Origin of the sequence: Salinivibrio socompensis S35, assembly GCF_000513715.1 — a bacterium.
In the GTDB taxonomy this organism is placed as follows: domain Bacteria; phylum Pseudomonadota; class Gammaproteobacteria; order Enterobacterales; family Vibrionaceae; genus Salinivibrio; species Salinivibrio socompensis.
On the sequence record NZ_AQOD01000024.1, the window covers coordinates 23654 to 43230 of the forward strand.

Below are 19577 nucleotides of genomic sequence, written 5' to 3' on the forward strand. Positions count from 1 at the left end.
TTTCACTGCCAGTACCGGCGCACTTTCCGGGTATAACGCAGTGGGTAACGCGACCCGGTTGGCACTGTCATATGTGTGGGTAGTGCCGCATTTAATTGCTGCGTGACCGCAAAGCCAAACCAGGCTTCCAACACGGGTTTGAGATCTAACTGCTGGAGTGCTTGCCAGCGTGACATGCCATAAATAAAGGGAGCCAGCCAGGTATCGAGCGATGCAAGCAAGTTGTCATCGCTTAGGGGCGGAAGCGCAATGTCTAACCCCCATGCCTGAGCACAGCGGGCGCGAGTCAGCAGAGACTGGCTACCGCGTTGCCAGTTCAAGGCCGCAATGCCTTTTTGGCGAACGGCATCTAACAACCCTTGTGCCTGCTGTTCGGCACTGAGGGTGTCGAGTGGTTCGCAAGCGAGGACTAACTCGCCCAAACGCTGCTGCTTTTCTGCTTTCAGCGTGCCGCGTTTATCATCCCATACAACCACATCGCGATGGCTGAATAAGTCGGGACGTGTTTCTTGAAGCGCGGTCAGTGAGATAGCAATCGCACTATAGGCGCGACTGTCACCTTGATCGCCGGCCATCACATCACATATCACGACGGCGTCGGCGCGGCTGAATGCCTCTAGGCTGTCCAAGATCACACCGTGACCATTGGCCATCATAAAGCGCCCCGGCTTCCCCCGCGCTAATGCGATTCTGTCTGGCCAGATGTTGGCCGCTAGCAGCGGCAGCAGGGTTTCATCTAAGTGATGCTGTAAGGTCATCCCTGCGGTACGAGCCAGTGACTGTGCACGGTGCTGATAGTTTTTGTGGGACATTGCCACGCGCAACTGGTCGACAAGCGCCAGTGATGCGCCTGAGGTCATGGGTTTTTCCGCCCAGGCCGCTAGCCAGCACGCCGTGGATAGAAGCGAGACATCGGCTTTTTCAACGCGCGCCAACATGGCAGCAGCTCGAGGAGACGCTGCCAAGTGGCTTGCTCGTTGACCCAAGGCGGTTAATCCGTGACGTTCATCAATCAGCCCCAATTGTGTCAGCCTTAAACAAGCAGCTTGCCAGTGCTTAGTAGGTGGTGCGTCAAGCCAATGTAAATCTTTGACCTCGCAGCCCCATTGGATCACGTTGAGGGCAAGATCGGTTAAATCTTCACGTAAAATAGGGGCTGCTGGTGCGACAGGTAAGCGCTGAAATTGCTCTTCGCTATAAAGGCGTAAGCAGTGCCCGTCTGCGAGGCGGCCAGCACGGCCAGCACGTTGGATGGCAGCACTGCGCGTCACCTGTCTTGTCACCAGCTTATCGATACCGGTTTGTGCATGGTGCATGACCATCCGCTCAAGCCCTGCATCGATCACTAGTCGAATCCCTTCAATCGTCAAGCTAGTCTCAGCAATATTGGTTGTCAGCACTAACTTACGCTTTCCCGTCGGGGCAGGAGCAATGGCGGCTTGTTGGGCTGATACATCAAGGCTGCCGTGGAGTAAGTGTAGATCCATGTCATCAGGGAGACGTCCTTTAAGGGCAGCATGGACGTATCGAATCGCGCTCATGCCGGGAAGAAAAAGCAGTGCCGAGCCGGTATGCTGAGCAATAAAATCTCGGCTTGCGCTTGCGACCGCACTTGCCCACGGTGTGTGGCGTGAAAGCGGCTGATACTGATAATGAATCGGGAAACTGCGTCCCTCGGTAGTGAGTGTGAGCGCGTCGGGTAAATACTGACATAGGGCTTGATTATCTAAGGTGGCAGACATCACGATCAAGCGCAGGTCGTCACGTAATCCTGCTTGGCAATCTAAGCTTAATGCGAGGGCAAGATCGGCATGCAAACTGCGTTCGTGAAACTCATCGAATACAATCAGGCTCACACCGTCGAGCATGGGATCAACTTGCAATAAGCGCGTCATTACCCCTTCAGTCACGACTTCTAATCGCGTGTTAGCACTGACTTTTGTCTCGCCACGCATTCTTAACCCCACGGTTTGGCCGATAGGCTCATCAAAATGTTGGGCGAGAAAGCGAGCGATATTGCGCGCCGCGAGCCGACGAGGTTCCAACAGCACGATTTTTCCCTTGAGCGTCGCCTGCTCAAGTAGAGCAAGCGGCAAGCGTGTTGACTTACCGGCACCCGGTGGCGCGGAGATGATGATTTGTGGGTGTGTCGAGATCCCGGCCATGAGGTCAGGAATGACGGCGTTAATCGGAAGCTGAGACAAGCATTCGCCCTTTGTGTCAGAATCAAAGCCGCTATTTTAACGGACTGAGCGTAAAAGGAGAGCCCATGCGATTATTTTTTGCTTTAGGCTTAGATAAAGTGTTGTTAATCAAAAGCAGGAATTAAAGATGCAGTTTTCCCCGCCACTCCAATCGGCCACACTCGTACGCCGCTATAAACGGTTTTTAACCGATGTCACTTTAGACAATGGCGAGATCCTCACTATCCATTGTGCCAATACGGGGGCGATGACGGGGTGTGCAACGCCTGGCGATACGGTGTGGTACTCGACGTCAAATAACCCGAAGCGTAAGTATCCGCACAGTTGGGAGATCAATCATACCCAGCAGGGAGATTGGATTTGCGTGAATACCGCGCGTGCCAATACGTTGGCGGTTGAAGCGATACAAGGTGGCCGTATTTCTGAACTAGCAGGCTATGCACAATTACAGACAGAAGTACGCTATGGCAGTGAAAACAGTCGCATAGACCTTCTATTACGTGACGATGACAGAGCTGACTGCTATATAGAAGTAAAGAGTGTCACCTTGTTAGAGGAGGATGGCTGGGGAGCTTTCCCAGATGCGGTGTCAACCCGAGGGCAAAAACACCTGCGAGAGCTGATTGCCATGGTCGAACAAGGCCACCGTGCCGTTTTATTGTTTGTTGTTTTGCACTCGGGGATTGAAAACGTCACGGGTGCCCCCCATATCGACCCGGATTATAACCAGCTGCTCAATCATGCGCTGGCGTCGGGGGTTGAGGTTATCTGTTATCAGGCTCAGGTGTCAGCGAGTGAGCTAAATCTGGTTAATTCCGTACCTTTTGTTGCTCACATAACAAAAGTGTAAGCATGTTCACATTGGGCGTTGCAGGGCGTAAATCAAAGATTGCCACCCTAAAGGCTTTCTGCTATAGATAGCGCCCTCATTTGACAGACACGGGTCATGTCAAGGTTTTTTAGGAGAAGCTGAATGCCAGAAAGCAAAGAAAAGAAATCGCTGGGCATCCTGCCATAGCCGGATTAGAGCCATACCAGGAGAAACCTGGAGAGGAATATATGGACGAGCCACAGCTCGAGCATTTCCGTAAAATCCTCAATGCATGGCGTAATCAGCTCAGGGAAGAAGTCGACCGCACCATGAATCATATGAAAGATGAGGCGGCGAATTTCCCCGATCCTGTCGATCGTGCAGCGCAGGAAGAGGAATTTAACTTAGAGTTACGTAACCGAGATCGTGAGCGTAAGCTGATCAAGAAAATTGATAAGACACTCCAGCGTATCGAAGACGATGATTTCGGCTTTTGCGACTCATGTGGTATTGAGATTGGCGTTCGTCGCCTAGAAGCGCGTCCAACTGCCGAGCTATGTATTGATTGTAAAACACTCGCTGAGCTGAAAGAAAAGCAAATGGCGGGTTAGTCGTCGCTAAATAGCGCCTACGCGCGATGTCGCTGGCTGCTACGCTACTCGCCTACTGCTAGCGATGAGCGAATAAAATAGCGATAGGTGAATAAAACAGCAATTACTTGATAAAATAAAAGGGAGCTTCGGCTCCCTTTTTGTGTTTGTAGACGCTTGTGTTAATGCAAGATCCCCGTACAATTTGCGCTATTCATTATTGCCTATGGCGCTGAGACTAGGCTTATTCGCTTATCATGACATTGGATGCTTCTTATATTGGCCGTTTTGCGCCGTCACCATCAGGGCCTTTACACTTTGGCTCATTGGTGGCCGCGCTAGGCTCTTATTTAGATGCTCGCGCCCATCATGGCCGATGGCTGGTACGCATAGAAGACATCGATCCGCCCCGAGAAAAGCCGGGCGCGGCCAGTGAGATTCTGCGCACGCTTGAGGCGTACGGCTTACACTGGATGGCAGGTTCGCTACCAAAGTCAGCGCCTAGATGATTATCAGGCGCAAATTGATGCTTGGCTAGCGTCAGGGCAAGCGTATTATTGCACGTGTACACGGCGTCAAATTAAACAGGCTGGTGATCGCTATTTAGGTTGGTGTCGTGATAAAGGCCAAGGGGCTGAGCACGCCGCCGTTAGGCTAAAAAGTCCCGTTGAAGTATTAGCGTTTAACGATCGACTACATGGGTCTTTTCATCTCGATGCTAATCTGGCTAACGAAGATTTTATCATTAAGCGCCGCGATGGATTATATGCGTACAACCTTGCGGTGGTGCTAGACGATATCGACCAAGGGGTGACGGACATTGTCCGAGGGGCGGATTTAATTGTACCACGGGGCGCCATATTGCCTTATATCGCCAATTAGGGGCGGTGATCCCGCAATACTTGCACCTTCCGTTGGCATTAAACGCAGAAGGGCAAAAACTATCGAAACAAAACCGTGCGCCAGCCATTGATAATCAAGCCCCTTTACCTGCCTTACGCGCGGCGATGCGGTTTCTTGGTTTACACACAGTGGCAGAGGAAAAGGTGGCAACGCCCACCGAATTACTGAATCTTGCGGTCAATACGTGGTCGTTGACGCACTTACCCAAACAAACGGAAGTGACAACAGCATTCTAAAATGGCGAACCCTGATATATTATATGCCGCTGTTTCATGGCCCGAACAATCAAATACGAGGTGAGCTATCTTTAATCGAGTGACCAGCTTTTGCCGTAAGGTTCTGAATCGTGATGGTAAAACACGAGCAATTGAGGATCTTAAGTTGGAAGTTATCCCCCGCAAAGCACACGGCATTTCGCGCAAAGGTATCAGCGAAAATGCGCTGAAAGTGCTCTATCGCCTGCACAAAGCGGGCTATGAAGCGTACCTCGTTGGCGGAGGGGTGCGAGATCTACTGTTGGATCGCGAACCCAAAGACTTTGATATCGCCACCAATGCCACACCGGATGAGGTGCGAAAGTTATTCCGTAATTGTCGCCTGATTGGCCGTCGTTTTCGTCTTGCCATATTCTGTTTGGGCGAGATGTCATCGAAGTTGCCACTTTTCGGGGTCATCACGGCAAAAGCGAGAAAGGTGAAAAAGACAAACAAACGGCCCGTTCTGAAGACGGCATGCTGCTACGCGATAATGTCTATGGCACCATTGATGAAGATGCGCAGCGCCGCGACTTCACCATTAATGGGCTGTATTACAACATTGCTGACTTCTCTATCCGTGATTATGCCGGTGGGCTTGACGATCTGAATAATCGCGTTGTTCGCCTGATAGGGGACCCAGATACGCGCTATCGTGAAGATCCGGTACGGATGCTTCGTGCCGTGCGTTTTGCGGTTAAGCTGGATATGACCATTAATGATGCAACCGCGGCACCGATGGCAGAACTAGCGCCCTTGTTACAAGATATTCCCGCGGCACGTATGTTTGAAGAAAGTTTAAAACTGCTGCAAGCGGGACAGGGGCTTGCGACGTACCAAATGTTGCGTGAGTACAACCTATTTCAGCAGCTTTTCCCTGCGGTGGCGGCGCACTTTACCGAAGCGCAAACCAGCCAAACCGAACAAATGCTTGAGCAGGTGTTACGTTCAACGGATAAACGCGTTGCGAACGATCAGCGCATTAATCCCGCTTTCTTATTTGCGGCGATGCTTTGGTATCCCTTGGTGACACGTGCTGAAGAAATGGCGTTTGAAAGTGGTTTAAGTTACTACGATGCCTTTATGGTCGCGGCGAGTGATATCGTTGACGAACAAGTGAAAACGGTCGCCATTCCTCGTCGCTTTACCGCCATGGTGCGAGAAGTTTGGCAATTACAAATGCGCATGACCCGCCGTACCGGCGCACGCGCATTCAAAACCTTGGATGAGAAAAAATTCCGAGCGGCGTTTGATTTGCTGGAAATGCGCGGTGCGGTAGAAAGTGATGATACTGAAACACTGTGTGCGTGGTGGCGAGACTTTCAACGCGCCGATGAGGGCGGGCGCCAAAAAATGGTGCGTGCGATCAATAAGACGAGTAATACGCGCAAACCTAAGTCACGTCGCCGTAAAGCGCCGCCGCACCGGCGCAAGCCGCAATCGAATTCAGACGCATGAACCGAGTCTATATTGCGATTGGCAGCAATCTAGGTGAGCCGATAAAAAAAGCGGAACAGGCAATTGCTGCACTAAAGACACTGCCACAAAGTACCTGGGTGGCAGTGTCTTCTCTTTATACCAGTAGGCCAATGGGGCCCGCCGATCAGCCTGACTATGTCAATGCAGTGGCTGCGGTGGACACCCAGCTTGACCCTCTGACACTATTGGATGCCACCCAAGCAATTGAGCTTGATTATGGCAGGGAACGCAAAGCAGAACGTTGGGGGCCAAGAACCTTAGATCTCGACATTTTGCTTTATGGTGACCGTGTTATCGAGCATCCACGACTGACGGTCCCACACTACGGCATGAAAGCACGTGAGTTCGTGCTGTATCCACTTGCCGACATCGCCCCCGACTTGTGCTTGCCGGATGGCAGTACGCTCGCCGCGTGCCTGACGCGCGTGGATCGTAACGGTTTAACCCGTATCTGCGATCACGCTTAATCGGTGGGCCCCAGTTTCAGGCTTTGGGAGACACAATGAAAAAAATCACAATTACTGATCTGATCACATGGAAGCAACAAGGACAAAAGTTTGCATCCCTTACCGCTTATGATGCGAGCTTTGCTCAGCTGTTTGAGCAACAGGATGTTCCTGTTTTGTTGGTGGGCGACTCCTTAGGTATGGTGCTGCAAGGGAAAAGCGATACCCTATCCGTATCAGTTGCCGAGTTGGCGTATCATACGCGTTGCGTGCGCGCAGGCAGCCCCAATAGCTTGTTGATGGCCGATATGCCGTTTATGAGCTGCACAACTCCTGAGCAGGCGTGTACGAATGCTGCTGAATTGATGAAAGCTGGCGCCAACATGGTCAAAATCGAGGGTGGAGCGTGGTTAGCCGAGACAGTAAAAATGCTAACTGAGCGTGCCGTGCCGGTTTGTGTACACTTGGGCCTGACGCCGCAATCGGTGAATATCTTCGGTGGATTCCGTGTACAAGGGCGTGATGATGAAAAGGCCGAACAAATGGTGGCCGACGCCGTCGCCCTTGAGCAGGCCGGCGCACAAATTATCTTACTTGAGTGCGTACCAGCGTCATTAGCTAAGCGGATCACAGACACCGTTTCTGTCCCTGTGATAGGCATAGGGGCAGGCAGTGACACCGATGGTCAGATTTTGGTCATGCATGATATGCTCGGCGTATCGGCAAACTATATGCCCAAATTCTCGAAAAACTACTTGGCAGAAACGGGTGATGCCCGTGAAGCGGTGGCCAAGTATGTGCAAGAAGTGGCGAATGGCGAATTTCCCGGTCCCGCCCACACGTTCAAATAGAGAGACCGAGTATGCAGGTAATTTCTGAGGTTGCGCCACTGCGCGATCAAATCAGCCAGTGGCAAAAAGCGGCAAAGCGTATAGCATTCGTGCCCACCATGGGTAATTTACATCAGGGTCACTTAACGTTAGTCCGCAAAGCCCGAGAGCAGGGCGATGTGGTAGCGGTCAGTATTTTTGTTAATCCTATGCAATTTGATCGCGCCGATGACCTGGCCAATTATCCACGTAGCTTGGATGAAGATCTTACCAAGTTGCGTGAGGAGGGGGTAGACCTAGTGTTTACGCCAATGGCTGACACCTTATATCCGCAAGGGCTTGATGCTCATACGACAGTCGAGGTGCCGAGTCTGTCATCCATGCTTGAAGGTGCTTCCCGCCCAGGTCACTTTCGTGGGGTGGCGACGGTCGTAACCAAGCTGTTCAACCTCGTGCAGCCGAGTGTGGTGTGCTTTGGTGAGAAAGATTTTCAGCAGCTTGCCGTTATCCGTAAAATGGTGGCTGACATGGCGATGCCGATTGAGATTATTGGTGTACCGACCGTGCGTGAAAGCGACGGCTTAGCCATGAGCTCTCGGAATAATAATTTGACCGTCGATGAACGCCAACGTGCGCCTGTGCTCGCAAAAACCATGCGTTGGATGAGTGCACAAATGCGCAATGGACGGCGTGATCTCGATGATCTGATTGAAGATGCTCACGATCAGTTACGTGCGGCGGGGCTAAAGCCAGACGAATTCTATATTCGCGACGCTTCCTCGCTCGCGCAGATTAGCGAAGAAAGCCGTCAAGCGGTAAATTTTGGTTGCCGCTTATCTTGGCAATACCCGCCTCATTGATAACTTGGCGGTAGAACTACACCGTACCGCGGATAAAGCAGAAACCAGCGCCCACTAAATAGAGCTTCTTTGTCGCCGTCAGCGCTTATAAAATAGGAAGTTTGGGTGGGCGGCTTCAAGGGTTCTTTCACTTCCTCTGGCAGTTTAGAGATAGGCACAACGGTGTCTATCTCTAGATCACTCTCTCGTATATCAATTATCGTTGCTTGATCTGACTGAATATCCGGATCATAAATCATCACATTTGGCTTGAGCAGCGCCGTACTGTTGACCGAAATAATAATGCCAATATCCTCATTGGAGAGTCTAACCACTGTGCCGGGGATAAACGCCCATCATCTTGACGAATAACGCCAGCAGACGCGGGTTAAACTTTGCTTTATTCTTGTTATTGTTAAACAGGTGCGACAAGGCCACGAAAGGCAAGCGTGCTGGTGATCCAAACTGTGGGCGACAGAGCCTATCGAAACATATTGCCTTTAACCAGAATCCATTCACTTCGGTAACGTTCTATATACGGGCGATGCAAGCTAATTAGAGCAACAAGCAGGCAATTAGGCTGTTTAATCATAGGCCAATGGCGCGACATCTACGGCATTGAAGTAAAAAAAAGCCCTACTCGTGAGAGTAGGGCTATTTCTATATATGGTGCCCGGAGGCGGAATCGAACCACCGACACGGGGATTTTCAATCCCCTGCTCTACCGACTGAGCTATCCGGGCCAAGGTGAGTATTAAATAGTATTAACCCCATCATGTCAAAGTAATTTTAACTTATTCTTTTTTCTGACAAATAATTTCCATTCTTATTTTCATGTTGATCCTGTGTTTTGTGATTTTCTTCATTCTTTGGGGTGAACAGGAAAAAAGGCACTGGTTGCTTTTTTTATCGCCGTAGTGCGATTTTCTTCTTTTAATGATCTGTATTTATTGAAAAAAATTACTTATCCCTCAGGCGTTTTTCGCTGAACGTTTGAAAAGAACCACTTAAAACAAGGTTGAAAAAAAACAATCTGACTAATTATTGCTACACTTATTTTAGTGACTGGACAGTGTGTCTTTTTTTTACAACAGGTTAGGGTGAGCCAAGTTATGAACATTGAGCTGGGGGAGTCGTTAGATATTACACAGGTACAACTGATAAAGGACAAACTTAGCACCCAAATAATGAGTGGCGAGGTATGTGACGTTGATGCGCATAAGCTCAACCGAGTAGATAGTGCAGGGCTTCAGTTGTTGCTTAGTATGTTGATCATGAGTGAAGAGTGGCAGTGGCGCAATGTTCCAGGCTGTTTGCATGCAGCTGCTCAACAGGCAGGCATGACCTCATTATTAAAGTTAAACACTTGATACATGGAGTTGGAGTAAGAGGATGGCAAATATACTAGCAGCGGATGATTCGGTATCCATTCGGCAGATGGTTAGCCACACGTTGAAAGATGCGGGTTATCAAGTTGAAACGGCTAATGACGGAGCTGACGCGCTACGTAAAGCGAAGGCTAAAAAATTCGATCTGATTATTTCAGACGTAAATATGCCAATAATGGATGGTCTTGAGTTTGTGCGGCAAGTGAGGGGCGTTCAGCAATATAAATTCACGCCCATACTGATGCTCACGACGGAAGCCTCCGCCGAGAAAAAGTCAGCGGGGAAAGCGGCTGGCGCGACAGGCTGGATTGTTAAGCCGTTTAATCCAGATACCTTGCTAAAAACACTACAGCGCGTTTTGTAAGGCGCATCAACGGAGGGTGATATGGCCATGGATATGGACCAGCTGCGGCGTATCTTTTATGAAGAATGCCGCGAGAACCTTGAAGTGTTGGAGCGTGAGCTCCTAGCTCTGGATCCGGAAGCCACTGATCTTGAGTCCATCAACACCATTTTCCGTGCGGCGCACTCGATTAAAGGAGGCGCAGCGACGTTTAATCTCGATGAGATTAGCCACTTCACCCATAACATGGAGACCCTGCTCGACGAGTCGCGTGAGGGAAAGCGGCAACTGGATAGCCACACCATCGATGTGTTATTGCGCGGTGGCGATTGTATTCTCGCCATGCTGGAATCGTACGAAAACAATACTGAATACGACAAAAGCGAACGGGATGCTGTGACGGCGGCGCTAAACGGTATCATTGGCAGTGATCCGTCCCAAACACCAGAAGCGCCAGCGCCAAAAGAGGCATCGACCTCTGTTCAGATTACAAGCGGAACAGAAGAATGGTCGATCACTTTTACACCGCATCTTGATATGCTGTTTTCTGGTAATGATCCCGTGCGTATATTGCGCGAGATCCATGCCTTACCAGGAGGCGCGGATGTCATCTGCGATCCCTCTGGTCTTCCTGACTTTGAACGCCTGAATCCTGAACAGTTATATCTGCGGTGGCATATTCGTGTCGACGGTCACGTACCACTTGATGAGATAGAAGCTATTTTCGAGTGGGTAGAAGATGAATGTGACCTGCTTATCTCTCGAACGGGTGAGCCCCAGGGAGCTGACGTCGAAGCGGAGGTGATTGAACCGATCTCGTCGCTTCAACTGCCCGAACCTGAAGATAATAAGGCGGCTCCTACCACGCCGACTGATCCAAAACAAACTGCGAAAAAGACCAATAAACCGTCAGCTAAAAGTGATGCGAATGTTTCTTCCATCCGGGTAGAAATCGACAAGGTTGATAATTTGATCAACTTAGTGGGAGAGCTGGTAATTACCCAATCGATGCTCGCCGAGCTTAGTAGTGACTTTTCGCCTGAGCGGCTTGAGCAGCTTCAATCTGGGCTTGAACAACTCATGCTGAATACTAAAGAATTACAAGAGAGTGTGCTGGATATTCGCATGCTCCCGATCAGCTTTGCTTTCAATCGTTTCCCTCGTTTGATTCGAGATCTGTCGTTGCAACTTGGTAAGCGTGTTGAACTTGTCATTGAAGGGGAGAGCACCGAACTCGATAAAACCGTGCTTGAGCGTATTTCTGACCCCTTAGTGCACTTGGTAAGGAACGCAATCGATCATGGATTAGAAATCCCCGAAGTGCGCACCCAAAAAGGCAAACCCGAAATTGGGATGGTTCATCTTAATGCCTACCACCAAGGCGGTTCGATTGTTATCGAGGTGAGTGACGATGGTGCGGGACTCAATAAAGAAAAAATTTGGCAAAAAGCCTTGGATAAGGGGCTTATCTCTGAAGATATTCCGCTTAATGAATTGACTGACTCTCATGTGTTTAACCTCGTGTTTGCCCCAGGTTTTTCGACTGCAGATCACGTGTCTGATGTCTCTGGACGCGGAGTGGGGATGGATGTTGTGCGGCGTAATATTGAACAGCTGGGCGGCAATATTGATGTGCAATCCTCACCGGAGAATGGCAGTTCATTCAAAATTAGCTTACCGCTTACGTTAGCGATTCTAGATGGCCAATTGGTCAAAGTGGGTGGGCAAGTTTACGTCGTCCCACTTATTTCCATTATTGAGTCACTACAGATTGATAGCGAGCAGGTAAAAACGGCGTCTGGCGTGCAGCTATATCGGCTTCGAGAGGAAAATATTCCTATTTTACGACTCAAAGAAGAGTTTGAGCTGGGAAGCTGTGGGGATGATTTGGATAAAAAATTGCTGTGTTTGGTAGAGGCGGGAGATAAAAAAGTCGGTCTTCTGCTCGACGAGTTATTAGGGCAGCAGCAAGTGGTGATAAAAAGCCTTGAATCGAATTATGCGCGCGTCACCGGTATTTCAGGTGCCACCATTTTAGGTGACGGTTCCGTTTCTCTTATTTTAGATATTCAAGGACTGATTACCCAATTTTTAGCCCGTGTCAGCGATGCAAATGGGCATATTGCTGCTGCATAAGGAGGGGGTATGCAAACCGTGATGGAACCCGATGAGGTGCTTGATATCGACGACCGTGTAGAGCGGTTACAAGGTAGTGACTATTTGAGCTTCGAATTGGATGGCGAGCTATATGGAGTGGACATTCAAGCGGTGGAAGAAATCCGTGTCTGGGAAAAACCCACTCTGCTTCCTCGTTCACCTGAGTTTATTTTAGGCGTTATCAACCTGCGCGGCATGATTGTCCCAGTGATGGATTTACGTCTCCGCTTTCACACTCAGAAAGTGGATTATCATCGCGAAACGGTGGTGTTAGTTCTGCGTGCGAGTGAAGTGGCTAACAATAAAATCATGGGTGTTGTAGTCGATGCCGTCTCCGATGTTGTGGATCAAGGGGAAGGGCAAATCATGCCACCCATTGGGGATTCAAAGGTTATTGCTTACGTGAATGGATTGCTCAATGTCGGAGAGCGCGTTATGTCATTAGTCAATGTCGATGAGCTACTGCGTATCGAGCGATGGATATAGGTGAGGAGCATGACGGAATCACGAGAATACTTAAGCTTTCTACTCGAGGATGAGGAATACGGCATACACATTCTCGATGTAAAAGAAGTGAGAGGGTGGTCTGAAGTTCGTCGTATACCAAACTCTTCGCCGCACATGCTAGGGGTTCTAGAACTACGAGGTGAGTACATCCCGATCATGGATATTCGCCAGTGCTTCGGTATGTCCCCTGCCACCTTGACTACCATGAGTGTGATTATCATCGTGCGCAATCAGCGAGGCGTATCTTTGGGAATTGTGGTCGATGCTGTGGCCGAAGTGCATAACCTGGATACGAAACAAATCAAGGCGCCACCGGGGTTGCATCGACGAGAAGAGTGGTTCATGGAAGGCATTGCGTCGGTGAACGATAGACATGTGGTGTTGATTAATCTGGAACAGTTGTTCGACTTTGATCAGTTACAGCAAAGCGCACAACCCGAAAGCGCAAACGAGGACTAAAATATGGCTTGGTTTAAAAGGGAAGTAACGCAAGACAACCAACAGACCCAGCAGAATGTGCAATTATTAGCGGCACTTAATGTCGCGCCTGCTGCGCTGGTTATGCTCGACGCCCAGCAGAAAATAACCTTGGTTAATCGGCGTGCACTGCAGCTTTTGCAGTGTTATGAAAAGGCTATTCGAGAGCGCGGAAATGTCGAGTTTTCAGCGCAAAGTGACGTGCTGTTTGGTCAACCGATAAGTGCGGTGTTACCGGCTGACCTTGTGGACTATCAACAGTGGCTGCAGTTGGTCGATGAGAAGCCGTCTGTGCAAACCATCGAACTGGGGGCCGGGAAGTTACGTGTTTCCGCCAGTAACGTAGGCGAGGGTCAAGGGTATAGCATTGAACTGTGTGATGTGACGGCTCGCGCGCACCAAAGCGAAGAACATCAACGGCTAAAAGGGGCGCTTGATAATACCCATAGTGCCTTTGTGTTGCTTGGGATTCATGGTGAAATCACTCATGTCAACGAGCAAGCGGTGAGACTGTGCAAGCAGCATGAGCAGACCTTCCGCACTAAAAACAGTGCGTTTGTGGCAAACCGAGATGACATCCTAGGCAAGCCTATTGATTACCTCTTTCCGCAACTTCAAAACGACATATTCCTTTCGGCTGACAAAATGCCGATTAATCGCGATATTCGATTTAAAGGTGCGCGTTTTGAATTCCATGCCACTGCCAGTTATGACCGCCATGGTAAACATGCTGGTACGGCGATTGAGTGGCGGGATGTGACCGAACGACGGAGCAAAGAGTCGGAGCGTTCATTACTCGCGGCTGTTGTCGAAGGGATGACGACCAATGTAATGCTGGCGGACAAAGACGGCATCATTCGTTACCTCAACCCAGCGGTCACCGAACTATTTAATAGCCGTGAAGATGAAATGCGCGAGATATTTCCCGGCTTCTCTGCCAATAAGTTGATAGGAACCAGCATTGATCAATTTCATAAAAAACCCTGCGCATCAGCAATCGGTTATTGCTAATCCAGATCGTATGCCATTTAAAGCAGATATTGCCGTCGGCGAATTAGAATTCTCTCTGAATTGTATTGCGCTCTATGATGACGATGATGAATACATCGGTCCCGCATTGCAGTGGGAAGATATTACCGAACAAATGGATGGTCAGCGCCAGGTTGAGAGGTTAATCGCTAAAGCCGCCAACGGTAATCTGAGCGATCGGATGGAAACCAGTAGATACCGTGGATCCATGGCCAAATTAGGAAAAGGCATTAACCAGTTACTCGATAGCTTTATGGATCCGCTCAATGAATGTATCCGTGTCATGCGTGGCGTATCGAAAGGGGATTTAAAAACCAATATGCCTGAAGACTACAAAGGTGACTTTGAAGAGCTCAGTCAAGCGGTGAACGCCTCCATCAACAATGTACGTAATATGGTTGAAAAGATAACCCACTCGTCAGCGCGGGTTGCATCAGCATCAGCAGAAATAGCCGAAGGGAACAACGACCTCAGTGAGCGCACTGAGGAACAAGCGGCTAATTTGCAAGAAACGGCTGCCAGTATGGAAGAAATGACAGCGACCGTGAAGCAAAATGCGGAGAGTGCTGCGTCGGCGAATAGCTTGTCGTCGAAAGCGAGTGAAAAAGCACGAAAAGGTGGCGATGTTGTTAAGGAAACCGTTGAAGCTATGTCGGAAATCAACGATGCGAGTAAAAAAATCGCCGATATTATTGGTGTGATTGATGAAATAGCCTTCCAAACCAACCTTCTCGCTTTGAATGCGGCAGTTGAAGCAGCGCGAGCGGGCGAACAAGGACGAGGTTTTGCTGTGGTCGCCGGCGAAGTGCGAAATCTCGCTCAACGTAGTGCTGGAGCAGCCAAAGAAATCAAAGATTTGATCAAAGACAGCGTCGAAAAAGTGACACAAGGTTCGAAGTTGGTCGATGAATCAGGTGACATGCTGGAAGAGATCGTTGCATCGGTGTCTGAAGTCTCTCAATTGATTGATAAGATCAATGCGGCAAGCCAAGAACAAGCGACGGGAATTGATGAAATCACTCGTTCGGTGGCAAGAATGGACCAAATGACCCAGCAAAACGCCGCGCTAGTAGAAGAGGCTGCTGCAGCGAGTCAATCGATGCGCGAAGAAGGCGCCGAGTTAATCAATTTGATTGGCTTTTTCCAAGTAGATATAGATGCCGAAAAGCTAGCAGATATCCAGCCGCCCAGTGTTAAGCATAAACAGACACCCACGCACTCTGCCACGTTAAGCACTAAGGGACAGGCTGACCCTTACCGTAATGGGGATACATCATCGACGCGTCTTAAAGCGGTGAACACTAAGAAGTCTTCAGGGGCTGAATTGAGTGATGAGTGGGAGGAGTTCTAAGGGTGAGTACACCAGTGAGTGCTTCCTATACGAGTGCCTATGACTTTAGCGCACATCACTTCAAATATGTGCAGCAATTTATGTCTGATGAAACGGGGATTTTTCTCGCAGATAAAAAGAAAAGCATGGTGTATGGACGTCTGGTACGTTGCTTGCGGCGCACTGGTATGGCGAACTTTGATGACTATTTCGCGATGGTGGAGCTAAACATGGATGAACGTGTAGCGTTTATCAATGCGTTAACGACCAATAAAACGCAGTTCTTTCGCGAACGTCATCATTTTGAATTTTTAGCGCATCAGTTGATCCCTCAGTGGCAACAAGCAAAGAAAAAGCGTATCCGGATATGGTCAGCCGGTTGTTCGACGGGTGAGGAACCTTACACGATCGCTGCTGTGCTCTCAGGGCATGGGATGTTAAATGGAGGACAACTTGATGTGCAAATATTGGCGACCGATCTTGATACGCAAGTGTTGAATACCGCGAACAATGGGACCTATAGCCTTGAGGTGGCACATACGATCCCAAAAGCCTATTTAAAAGAGGGATTTTTAAAAGGGAAAGGTGTCAAGCAGGATTTGTTTAAAGCCAAGAAAACGTTGCGTGATGCCATGCGCTTTAAACAGTTAAACCTCAAGGGAGACTGGCCCCACAAGCAGACAATGGACGCGATCTTTTGTCGTAATGTGATGATTTACTTTGAGCGTGACACACAGCAATGGCTGATAGAGCGTTTTTGGCATCAACTGACACCTGGGGGCGTTTTGTTCATTGGCCATTCCGAGGGGATTGGAAAAATGGCAGATAAATTCGAAAACTTGGGCCATACCATGTACCGAAAACGGGAGTGATATGCATCAAGCATTGGAGTTACATCACCATGCGCAAGAGAAAGCACTGAAACGTTTTTTCAGTCCTGAGCATGGTAAGCATATGGTGAAGTTAAAGCCGGGCGATATTTATGTGAGTTCGGACGATGAGCTCATTGCAACGGGGCTTGGCTCATGTATTGCTGCCTGTATTTGGGATCCTTTATCTCGCGTAGGGGGATGAATCATTTTATGTTGCCGCTTAAAAATGAAGATGGGCAACAACCGTGGAGTCCCGATCAGTATTTATCTCTTGCTGCCCGTTATGGGAATTATGCGATGGAAATATTAATTAATTCCTTGCTTCAACAGGGGGCGATTAAAAATCGTTTGCGTGTCAAACTTTTTGGTGGAGGGAATATTATGGGGCAAAACATTGCGATCGGAAGTAAGAACATTGACTTTGTTCGCCAGTATGTTGCCAATGAACAACTACCTCTTATCTCAGAAGACTTAGGACAGAGTTTCCCTCGTCGCGTTTTATTTGAGCCACGGACAGGCAAAGCTTGGGTGAAGAAAATTCAATCACTCAGTCAACTAGAGCTGGTGGCGGAAGAAACACAATATAATAAGCGCTTACTGCAAGAATCTTACAGCAGTGGCGAAAATGACCAAGATGTGGAGCTATTTTAATGAGTCAATACCGCTATAAGGTGTTGATAGTGGATGATTCTCCCCTCTACCGCACCCTAATTAGAGAATGTCTAGAGAGTGACTCATCGCTAGAAGTGGTGGGCGCGGCCTCTGATCCTTATGAAGCACGCGAAAAAATCAAAAAACTGAACCCCGATGTACTCACTTTGGATGTGGAAATGCCCAAAATGAATGGGATTCAGTTTCTAAAAAACCTGATGCGTTTACGGCCCATGCCAGTGATTATGGTGTCAACACTGACTCAACACGGGGCGGATGCCACATTATCGGCATTGGAGCTTGGTGCGGTTGATTATGTACCTAAACCCTCCGTCAATATCGCTACGGCAATGACTCAAGAACGCGATGAACTAGTCAGTAAAGTCAAAGCGGCTGCGCAGGCCAATGTAGGGCAAACGATATGGAGTAAGCAACCAAACGTCACACTTAATCGGCACCATTACAACCGTCGGGGGATCAATATTATAGCGATTGGTGCATCGACAGGCGGGACGGAAGCCTTGCGGGGTGTACTTGAGCGTCTGCCTGAACATATGCCTCCGATTGTTGTGACTCAGCATATTAAAGCTGCATTTTGTGGGCCTTTTGCTAAACGGCTAGATCGAGCTTGTCGTTTACATGTTGAAGAAGTCACCGTCGATCGTATGCCTTTAATTAAGGGACATGTTTATGTTGCCCCCGGCGATAAACATTTAACGGTTATCAATAGACAGGGCCACCTTTATTGCCAATTGTCTGACAGTGATCCGGTTGAGCGGCATCGTCCATCGGTCGATGTGATGCTTTCTTCCATCGCGGAGTCGGTCGGCGAAAAATCTATAGGTGTGATCCTAACCGGCATGGGCAGAGATGGTGCGAATGGTTTATTACAAATGTATCAGCAAGGCGCCCTCACGGCGGCTCAAGATCAGGCGAGCTCAGTGGTATGGGGTATGCCTAGAGTGGCGATTGAACTGGGTGGTGTGACTCAAATACTGTGTTTATCTGAGGTTGCGAATTTTCTAGTGGAGGCCATTTATGGAAAGTCATCGTAATGCGCTTATTTGGTCACCGATACTCGTGGTACTAGGCGTTGCCGGGTTTGCACTTTGGTCAATGACCTGGCAGGCCGGTGTGTTAGCGGTGTTGGTTATGGCACTCATGGTTCTGCAGCTTATCCTGCTTCGCCAACAAGCCTCTCTCCCTGAACAAGATAATGAGATGGTGGAAAAGGGGGCACCTGAACAAATACTGCGGCGAATCCATCATATCCTCTCGATTGAACTTGTTCCGATCCGAGAGCAATTGGCGCGCCAGCGTGAGTTGATTGATAATTCTGTAGAAAATCTCAATAGCAGCTTTTTTACCATGCAAAGTGCTTGTCGCGACCAAGTCAATACAGCCACTAAGATGGCGAATGAATTACTGTATAATGATGAAAGTGAGTACAGTTTGGCGAAAGTCTTGCCTGCCACCGAGAAAGCGATTGATAGTTATATCGATATCATGGTGAAGGTGAGCGATAAAAGTGTGTCATCCATTTATACCATTGAAGATATGTCGAGTAAGCTCAACGAGGTCTTTAAGCTATTAGATGATGTTCAGGCGATGTCTGATCAAACCAATTTATTGGCACTGAATGCAGCAATAGAAGCAGCACGAGCTGGAGAAAATGGGCGTAGCTTTGCGGTGGTTGCACAAGAAGTTCGATCGTTGGCAATTAAAGCGACAGATCTGAATACTGAAATTCATAAACATATCAACTTGGCTCAGGAAAGTGTTGATAAAACCAAGGATACTGTTGGTGAAATCGCCTCACTCGATATGACGGAGTCAATTCGTTCGAAGGATTATATTGATTCTTTGCTTGAGGGGGTGAAAGAGGTGAATGATGAAGTTGGAAAAGAAATTGAGCGTGTATCCACGCTGGGTGAACATGTTCAAAGAGAAATTAATTCCTGTATCAAAAACCTGCAGTTCGCAGACATTGTTTCGCAACAAGGCGGACATATACTCGATAATCTACACATATTGGAGGAGTTAAATGCGTTAATTGTCGAAACAATGTTAGAAGATACTATTGATTGGCACACCTTGAATAATCAGATTAATGACATTGAGCAAAAAGCAGGGTCAGCAGCACGTGCGCCTGCCAAACAACAATCTATTGATGAAGGCGATATCGAACTTTTTTAAGGATCATGTATGAGGATTAAACGTGAAATGGCGCCTGGAGGAAAACAGGCCGTTTTGAAAATTAAAGGGGAGTTTAACTTCGCTTTAGTTCAGGAAATACGAGAGGCTTATATCTGATGGCTCCCCACTTCTTACATAGAATAATCAGTGAGATAGGATAAAAAAGGTAGTCAGATCCATGATAATCGGCGATTATGGGTCACTACAACACAAAAAGCGCCAACCACCATGAATCTAGCCAGTATTCTACACTCTTTTTCCTGATGTCCGA

Annotated in this window: 14 protein-coding genes, 1 tRNA gene and 6 pseudogenes; 19 read left to right on the plus strand and 2 right to left on the minus strand. The window is 48.6% G+C overall.

Annotated elements, in window-relative coordinates:
- Positions 1 to 2 precede the first annotated feature (2 nt).
- Positions 3 to 2204, minus strand: coding sequence for an ATP-dependent helicase HrpB (hrpB, locus tag DZ54_RS18825; RefSeq protein ID WP_338057024.1), 2202 nt, complete (start codon positions 2202 to 2204; stop codon positions 3 to 5).
- 127 nt (positions 2205 to 2331) lie between these two features.
- Here hrpB and sfsA point away from each other — a divergent pair, with 127 nt between their 5' ends.
- The 7 genes and pseudogenes from sfsA (at position 2332) to panC (ending at position 8435) form a co-directional block, all read left to right on the plus strand.
- Positions 2332 to 3054, plus strand: a complete 723-nt coding sequence (gene sfsA, locus DZ54_RS0103680; protein WP_025673133.1) for a DNA/RNA nuclease SfsA — start codon at positions 2332 to 2334, stop codon at positions 3052 to 3054.
- 123 nt (positions 3055 to 3177) lie between these two features.
- Positions 3178 to 3626, plus strand: a pseudogene (gene dksA / locus DZ54_RS18830) (RNA polymerase-binding protein DksA).
- 236 nt (positions 3627 to 3862) lie between these two features.
- A pseudogene (gluQRS, locus tag DZ54_RS18835) lies at positions 3863 to 4744 on the plus strand (tRNA glutamyl-Q(34) synthetase GluQRS).
- Positions 4745 to 4847: 103 nt separating this feature from the next.
- Positions 4848 to 6220: pseudogene (pcnB, locus tag DZ54_RS18840) on the plus strand (polynucleotide adenylyltransferase PcnB).
- On the plus strand, positions 6217 to 6708 hold the full coding sequence (gene folK / locus DZ54_RS0103700) for a 2-amino-4-hydroxy-6-hydroxymethyldihydropteridine diphosphokinase (RefSeq protein ID WP_025673134.1): 492 nt from the start codon (positions 6217 to 6219) through the stop codon (positions 6706 to 6708). Before pcnB ends, folK begins: the two are co-directional and overlap by 4 nt.
- A gap of 35 nt (positions 6709 to 6743) precedes the next feature.
- Positions 6744 to 7538 (plus strand): 3-methyl-2-oxobutanoate hydroxymethyltransferase, encoded by a 795-nt coding sequence (gene panB / locus DZ54_RS0103705; protein WP_025673135.1) that lies wholly within the window; start codon positions 6744 to 6746, stop codon positions 7536 to 7538.
- Between the two features lie 11 nt (positions 7539 to 7549).
- Positions 7550 to 8435: pseudogene (gene panC / locus DZ54_RS18845) on the plus strand (pantoate--beta-alanine ligase).
- A 588-nt stretch (positions 8436 to 9023) separates the two neighbouring features.
- On the opposite strand, the gene DZ54_RS0103715 reads toward panC, so the two are convergent.
- A tRNA-Phe gene (locus DZ54_RS0103715) sits at positions 9024 to 9099 on the minus strand.
- A gap of 369 nt (positions 9100 to 9468) precedes the next feature.
- On the opposite strand from DZ54_RS0103715, the gene DZ54_RS0103720 reads away from it, so the two are divergent.
- The 12 genes and pseudogenes from DZ54_RS0103720 to DZ54_RS0103765 all read left to right on the plus strand — a co-directional run bounded on the left by DZ54_RS0103720 (position 9469) and on the right by DZ54_RS0103765 (position 19306).
- Positions 9469 to 9726, plus strand: coding sequence for an STAS domain-containing protein (locus DZ54_RS0103720; protein WP_025673136.1), 258 nt, complete (start codon positions 9469 to 9471; stop codon positions 9724 to 9726).
- Between the two features lie 22 nt (positions 9727 to 9748).
- Positions 9749 to 10108 (plus strand): response regulator, encoded by a 360-nt coding sequence (locus DZ54_RS0103725; RefSeq protein ID WP_025673137.1) that lies wholly within the window; start codon positions 9749 to 9751, stop codon positions 10106 to 10108.
- A 21-nt stretch (positions 10109 to 10129) separates the two neighbouring features.
- Positions 10130 to 12223 carry a chemotaxis protein CheA gene (locus tag DZ54_RS0103730; protein ID WP_025673138.1) on the plus strand — a complete coding sequence of 698 codons (2094 nt, stop codon included), beginning with the start codon at positions 10130 to 10132 and terminating at the stop codon, positions 12221 to 12223.
- A gap of 9 nt (positions 12224 to 12232) precedes the next feature.
- Positions 12233 to 12730 (plus strand): chemotaxis protein CheW, encoded by a 498-nt coding sequence (locus DZ54_RS0103735; RefSeq protein ID WP_025673139.1) that lies wholly within the window; start codon positions 12233 to 12235, stop codon positions 12728 to 12730.
- 9 nt (positions 12731 to 12739) lie between these two features.
- Positions 12740 to 13210, plus strand: a complete 471-nt coding sequence (locus DZ54_RS0103740) for a chemotaxis protein CheW (protein WP_025673140.1) — start codon at positions 12740 to 12742, stop codon at positions 13208 to 13210.
- 3 nt (positions 13211 to 13213) lie between these two features.
- Positions 13214 to 13381, plus strand: a pseudogene (locus tag DZ54_RS27310) (PAS domain-containing protein); the annotation flags it as partial.
- A 342-nt stretch (positions 13382 to 13723) separates the two neighbouring features.
- Positions 13724 to 15608, plus strand: a pseudogene (locus DZ54_RS24665) (methyl-accepting chemotaxis protein); the annotation flags it as partial.
- 2 nt (positions 15609 to 15610) lie between these two features.
- Positions 15611 to 16459, plus strand: coding sequence for a CheR family methyltransferase (locus DZ54_RS0103750; protein ID WP_240473908.1), 849 nt, complete (start codon positions 15611 to 15613; stop codon positions 16457 to 16459).
- A gap of 1 nt (position 16460) precedes the next feature.
- Positions 16461 to 16661: a hypothetical protein gene (locus DZ54_RS25800; protein ID WP_240473909.1), complete on the plus strand. Its 201-nt coding sequence runs from the start codon at positions 16461 to 16463 to the stop codon at positions 16659 to 16661.
- Positions 16662 to 16669: 8 nt separating this feature from the next.
- Positions 16670 to 17110 carry a chemotaxis protein CheD gene (locus DZ54_RS18855; protein WP_240473910.1) on the plus strand — a complete coding sequence of 147 codons (441 nt, stop codon included), beginning with the start codon at positions 16670 to 16672 and terminating at the stop codon, positions 17108 to 17110.
- Entirely contained in the window at positions 17110 to 18165 is a 1056-nt protein-coding gene (locus DZ54_RS0103760; RefSeq protein WP_025673142.1) for a protein-glutamate methylesterase/protein-glutamine glutaminase, read from the plus strand. The genes DZ54_RS18855 and DZ54_RS0103760 overlap by 1 nt, the downstream gene beginning before the upstream one ends.
- A 97-nt stretch (positions 18166 to 18262) precedes the next feature.
- The gene (locus DZ54_RS0103765; RefSeq protein ID WP_240473911.1) at positions 18263 to 19306 is read left to right on the plus strand and encodes a methyl-accepting chemotaxis protein; all 1044 of its coding nucleotides are present in this window, start codon (positions 18263 to 18265) and stop codon (positions 19304 to 19306) included.
- Positions 19307 to 19577: the final 271 nt, after the last annotated feature.

Bases quoted from the DNA above. Each gene is read 5' to 3' on its own strand.
- sfsA (WP_025673133.1), top strand. From the start codon at position 2,332: ATGCAGTTTTCCCCGCCACTCCAATCGGCCACACTCGTACGCCGCTAT.
- folK (WP_025673134.1), top strand. From the start codon at position 6,217: ATGAACCGAGTCTATATTGCGATTGGCAGCAATCTAGGTGAGCCGATA.
- panB (WP_025673135.1), top strand. From the start codon at position 6,744: ATGAAAAAAATCACAATTACTGATCTGATCACATGGAAGCAACAAGGA.
- DZ54_RS0103720 (WP_025673136.1), top strand. From the start codon at position 9,469: ATGAACATTGAGCTGGGGGAGTCGTTAGATATTACACAGGTACAACTG.
- DZ54_RS0103725 (WP_025673137.1), top strand. From the start codon at position 9,749: ATGGCAAATATACTAGCAGCGGATGATTCGGTATCCATTCGGCAGATG.
- DZ54_RS0103730 (WP_025673138.1), top strand. From the start codon at position 10,130: ATGGCCATGGATATGGACCAGCTGCGGCGTATCTTTTATGAAGAATGC.
- DZ54_RS0103735 (WP_025673139.1), top strand. From the start codon at position 12,233: ATGCAAACCGTGATGGAACCCGATGAGGTGCTTGATATCGACGACCGT.
- DZ54_RS0103740 (WP_025673140.1), top strand. From the start codon at position 12,740: ATGACGGAATCACGAGAATACTTAAGCTTTCTACTCGAGGATGAGGAA.
- DZ54_RS25800 (WP_240473909.1), top strand. From the start codon at position 16,461: ATGCATCAAGCATTGGAGTTACATCACCATGCGCAAGAGAAAGCACTG.
- DZ54_RS18855 (WP_240473910.1), top strand. From the start codon at position 16,670: ATGTTGCCGCTTAAAAATGAAGATGGGCAACAACCGTGGAGTCCCGAT.
- DZ54_RS0103760 (WP_025673142.1), top strand. From the start codon at position 17,110: ATGAGTCAATACCGCTATAAGGTGTTGATAGTGGATGATTCTCCCCTC.
- DZ54_RS0103765 (WP_240473911.1), top strand. From the start codon at position 18,263: ATGGCACTCATGGTTCTGCAGCTTATCCTGCTTCGCCAACAAGCCTCT.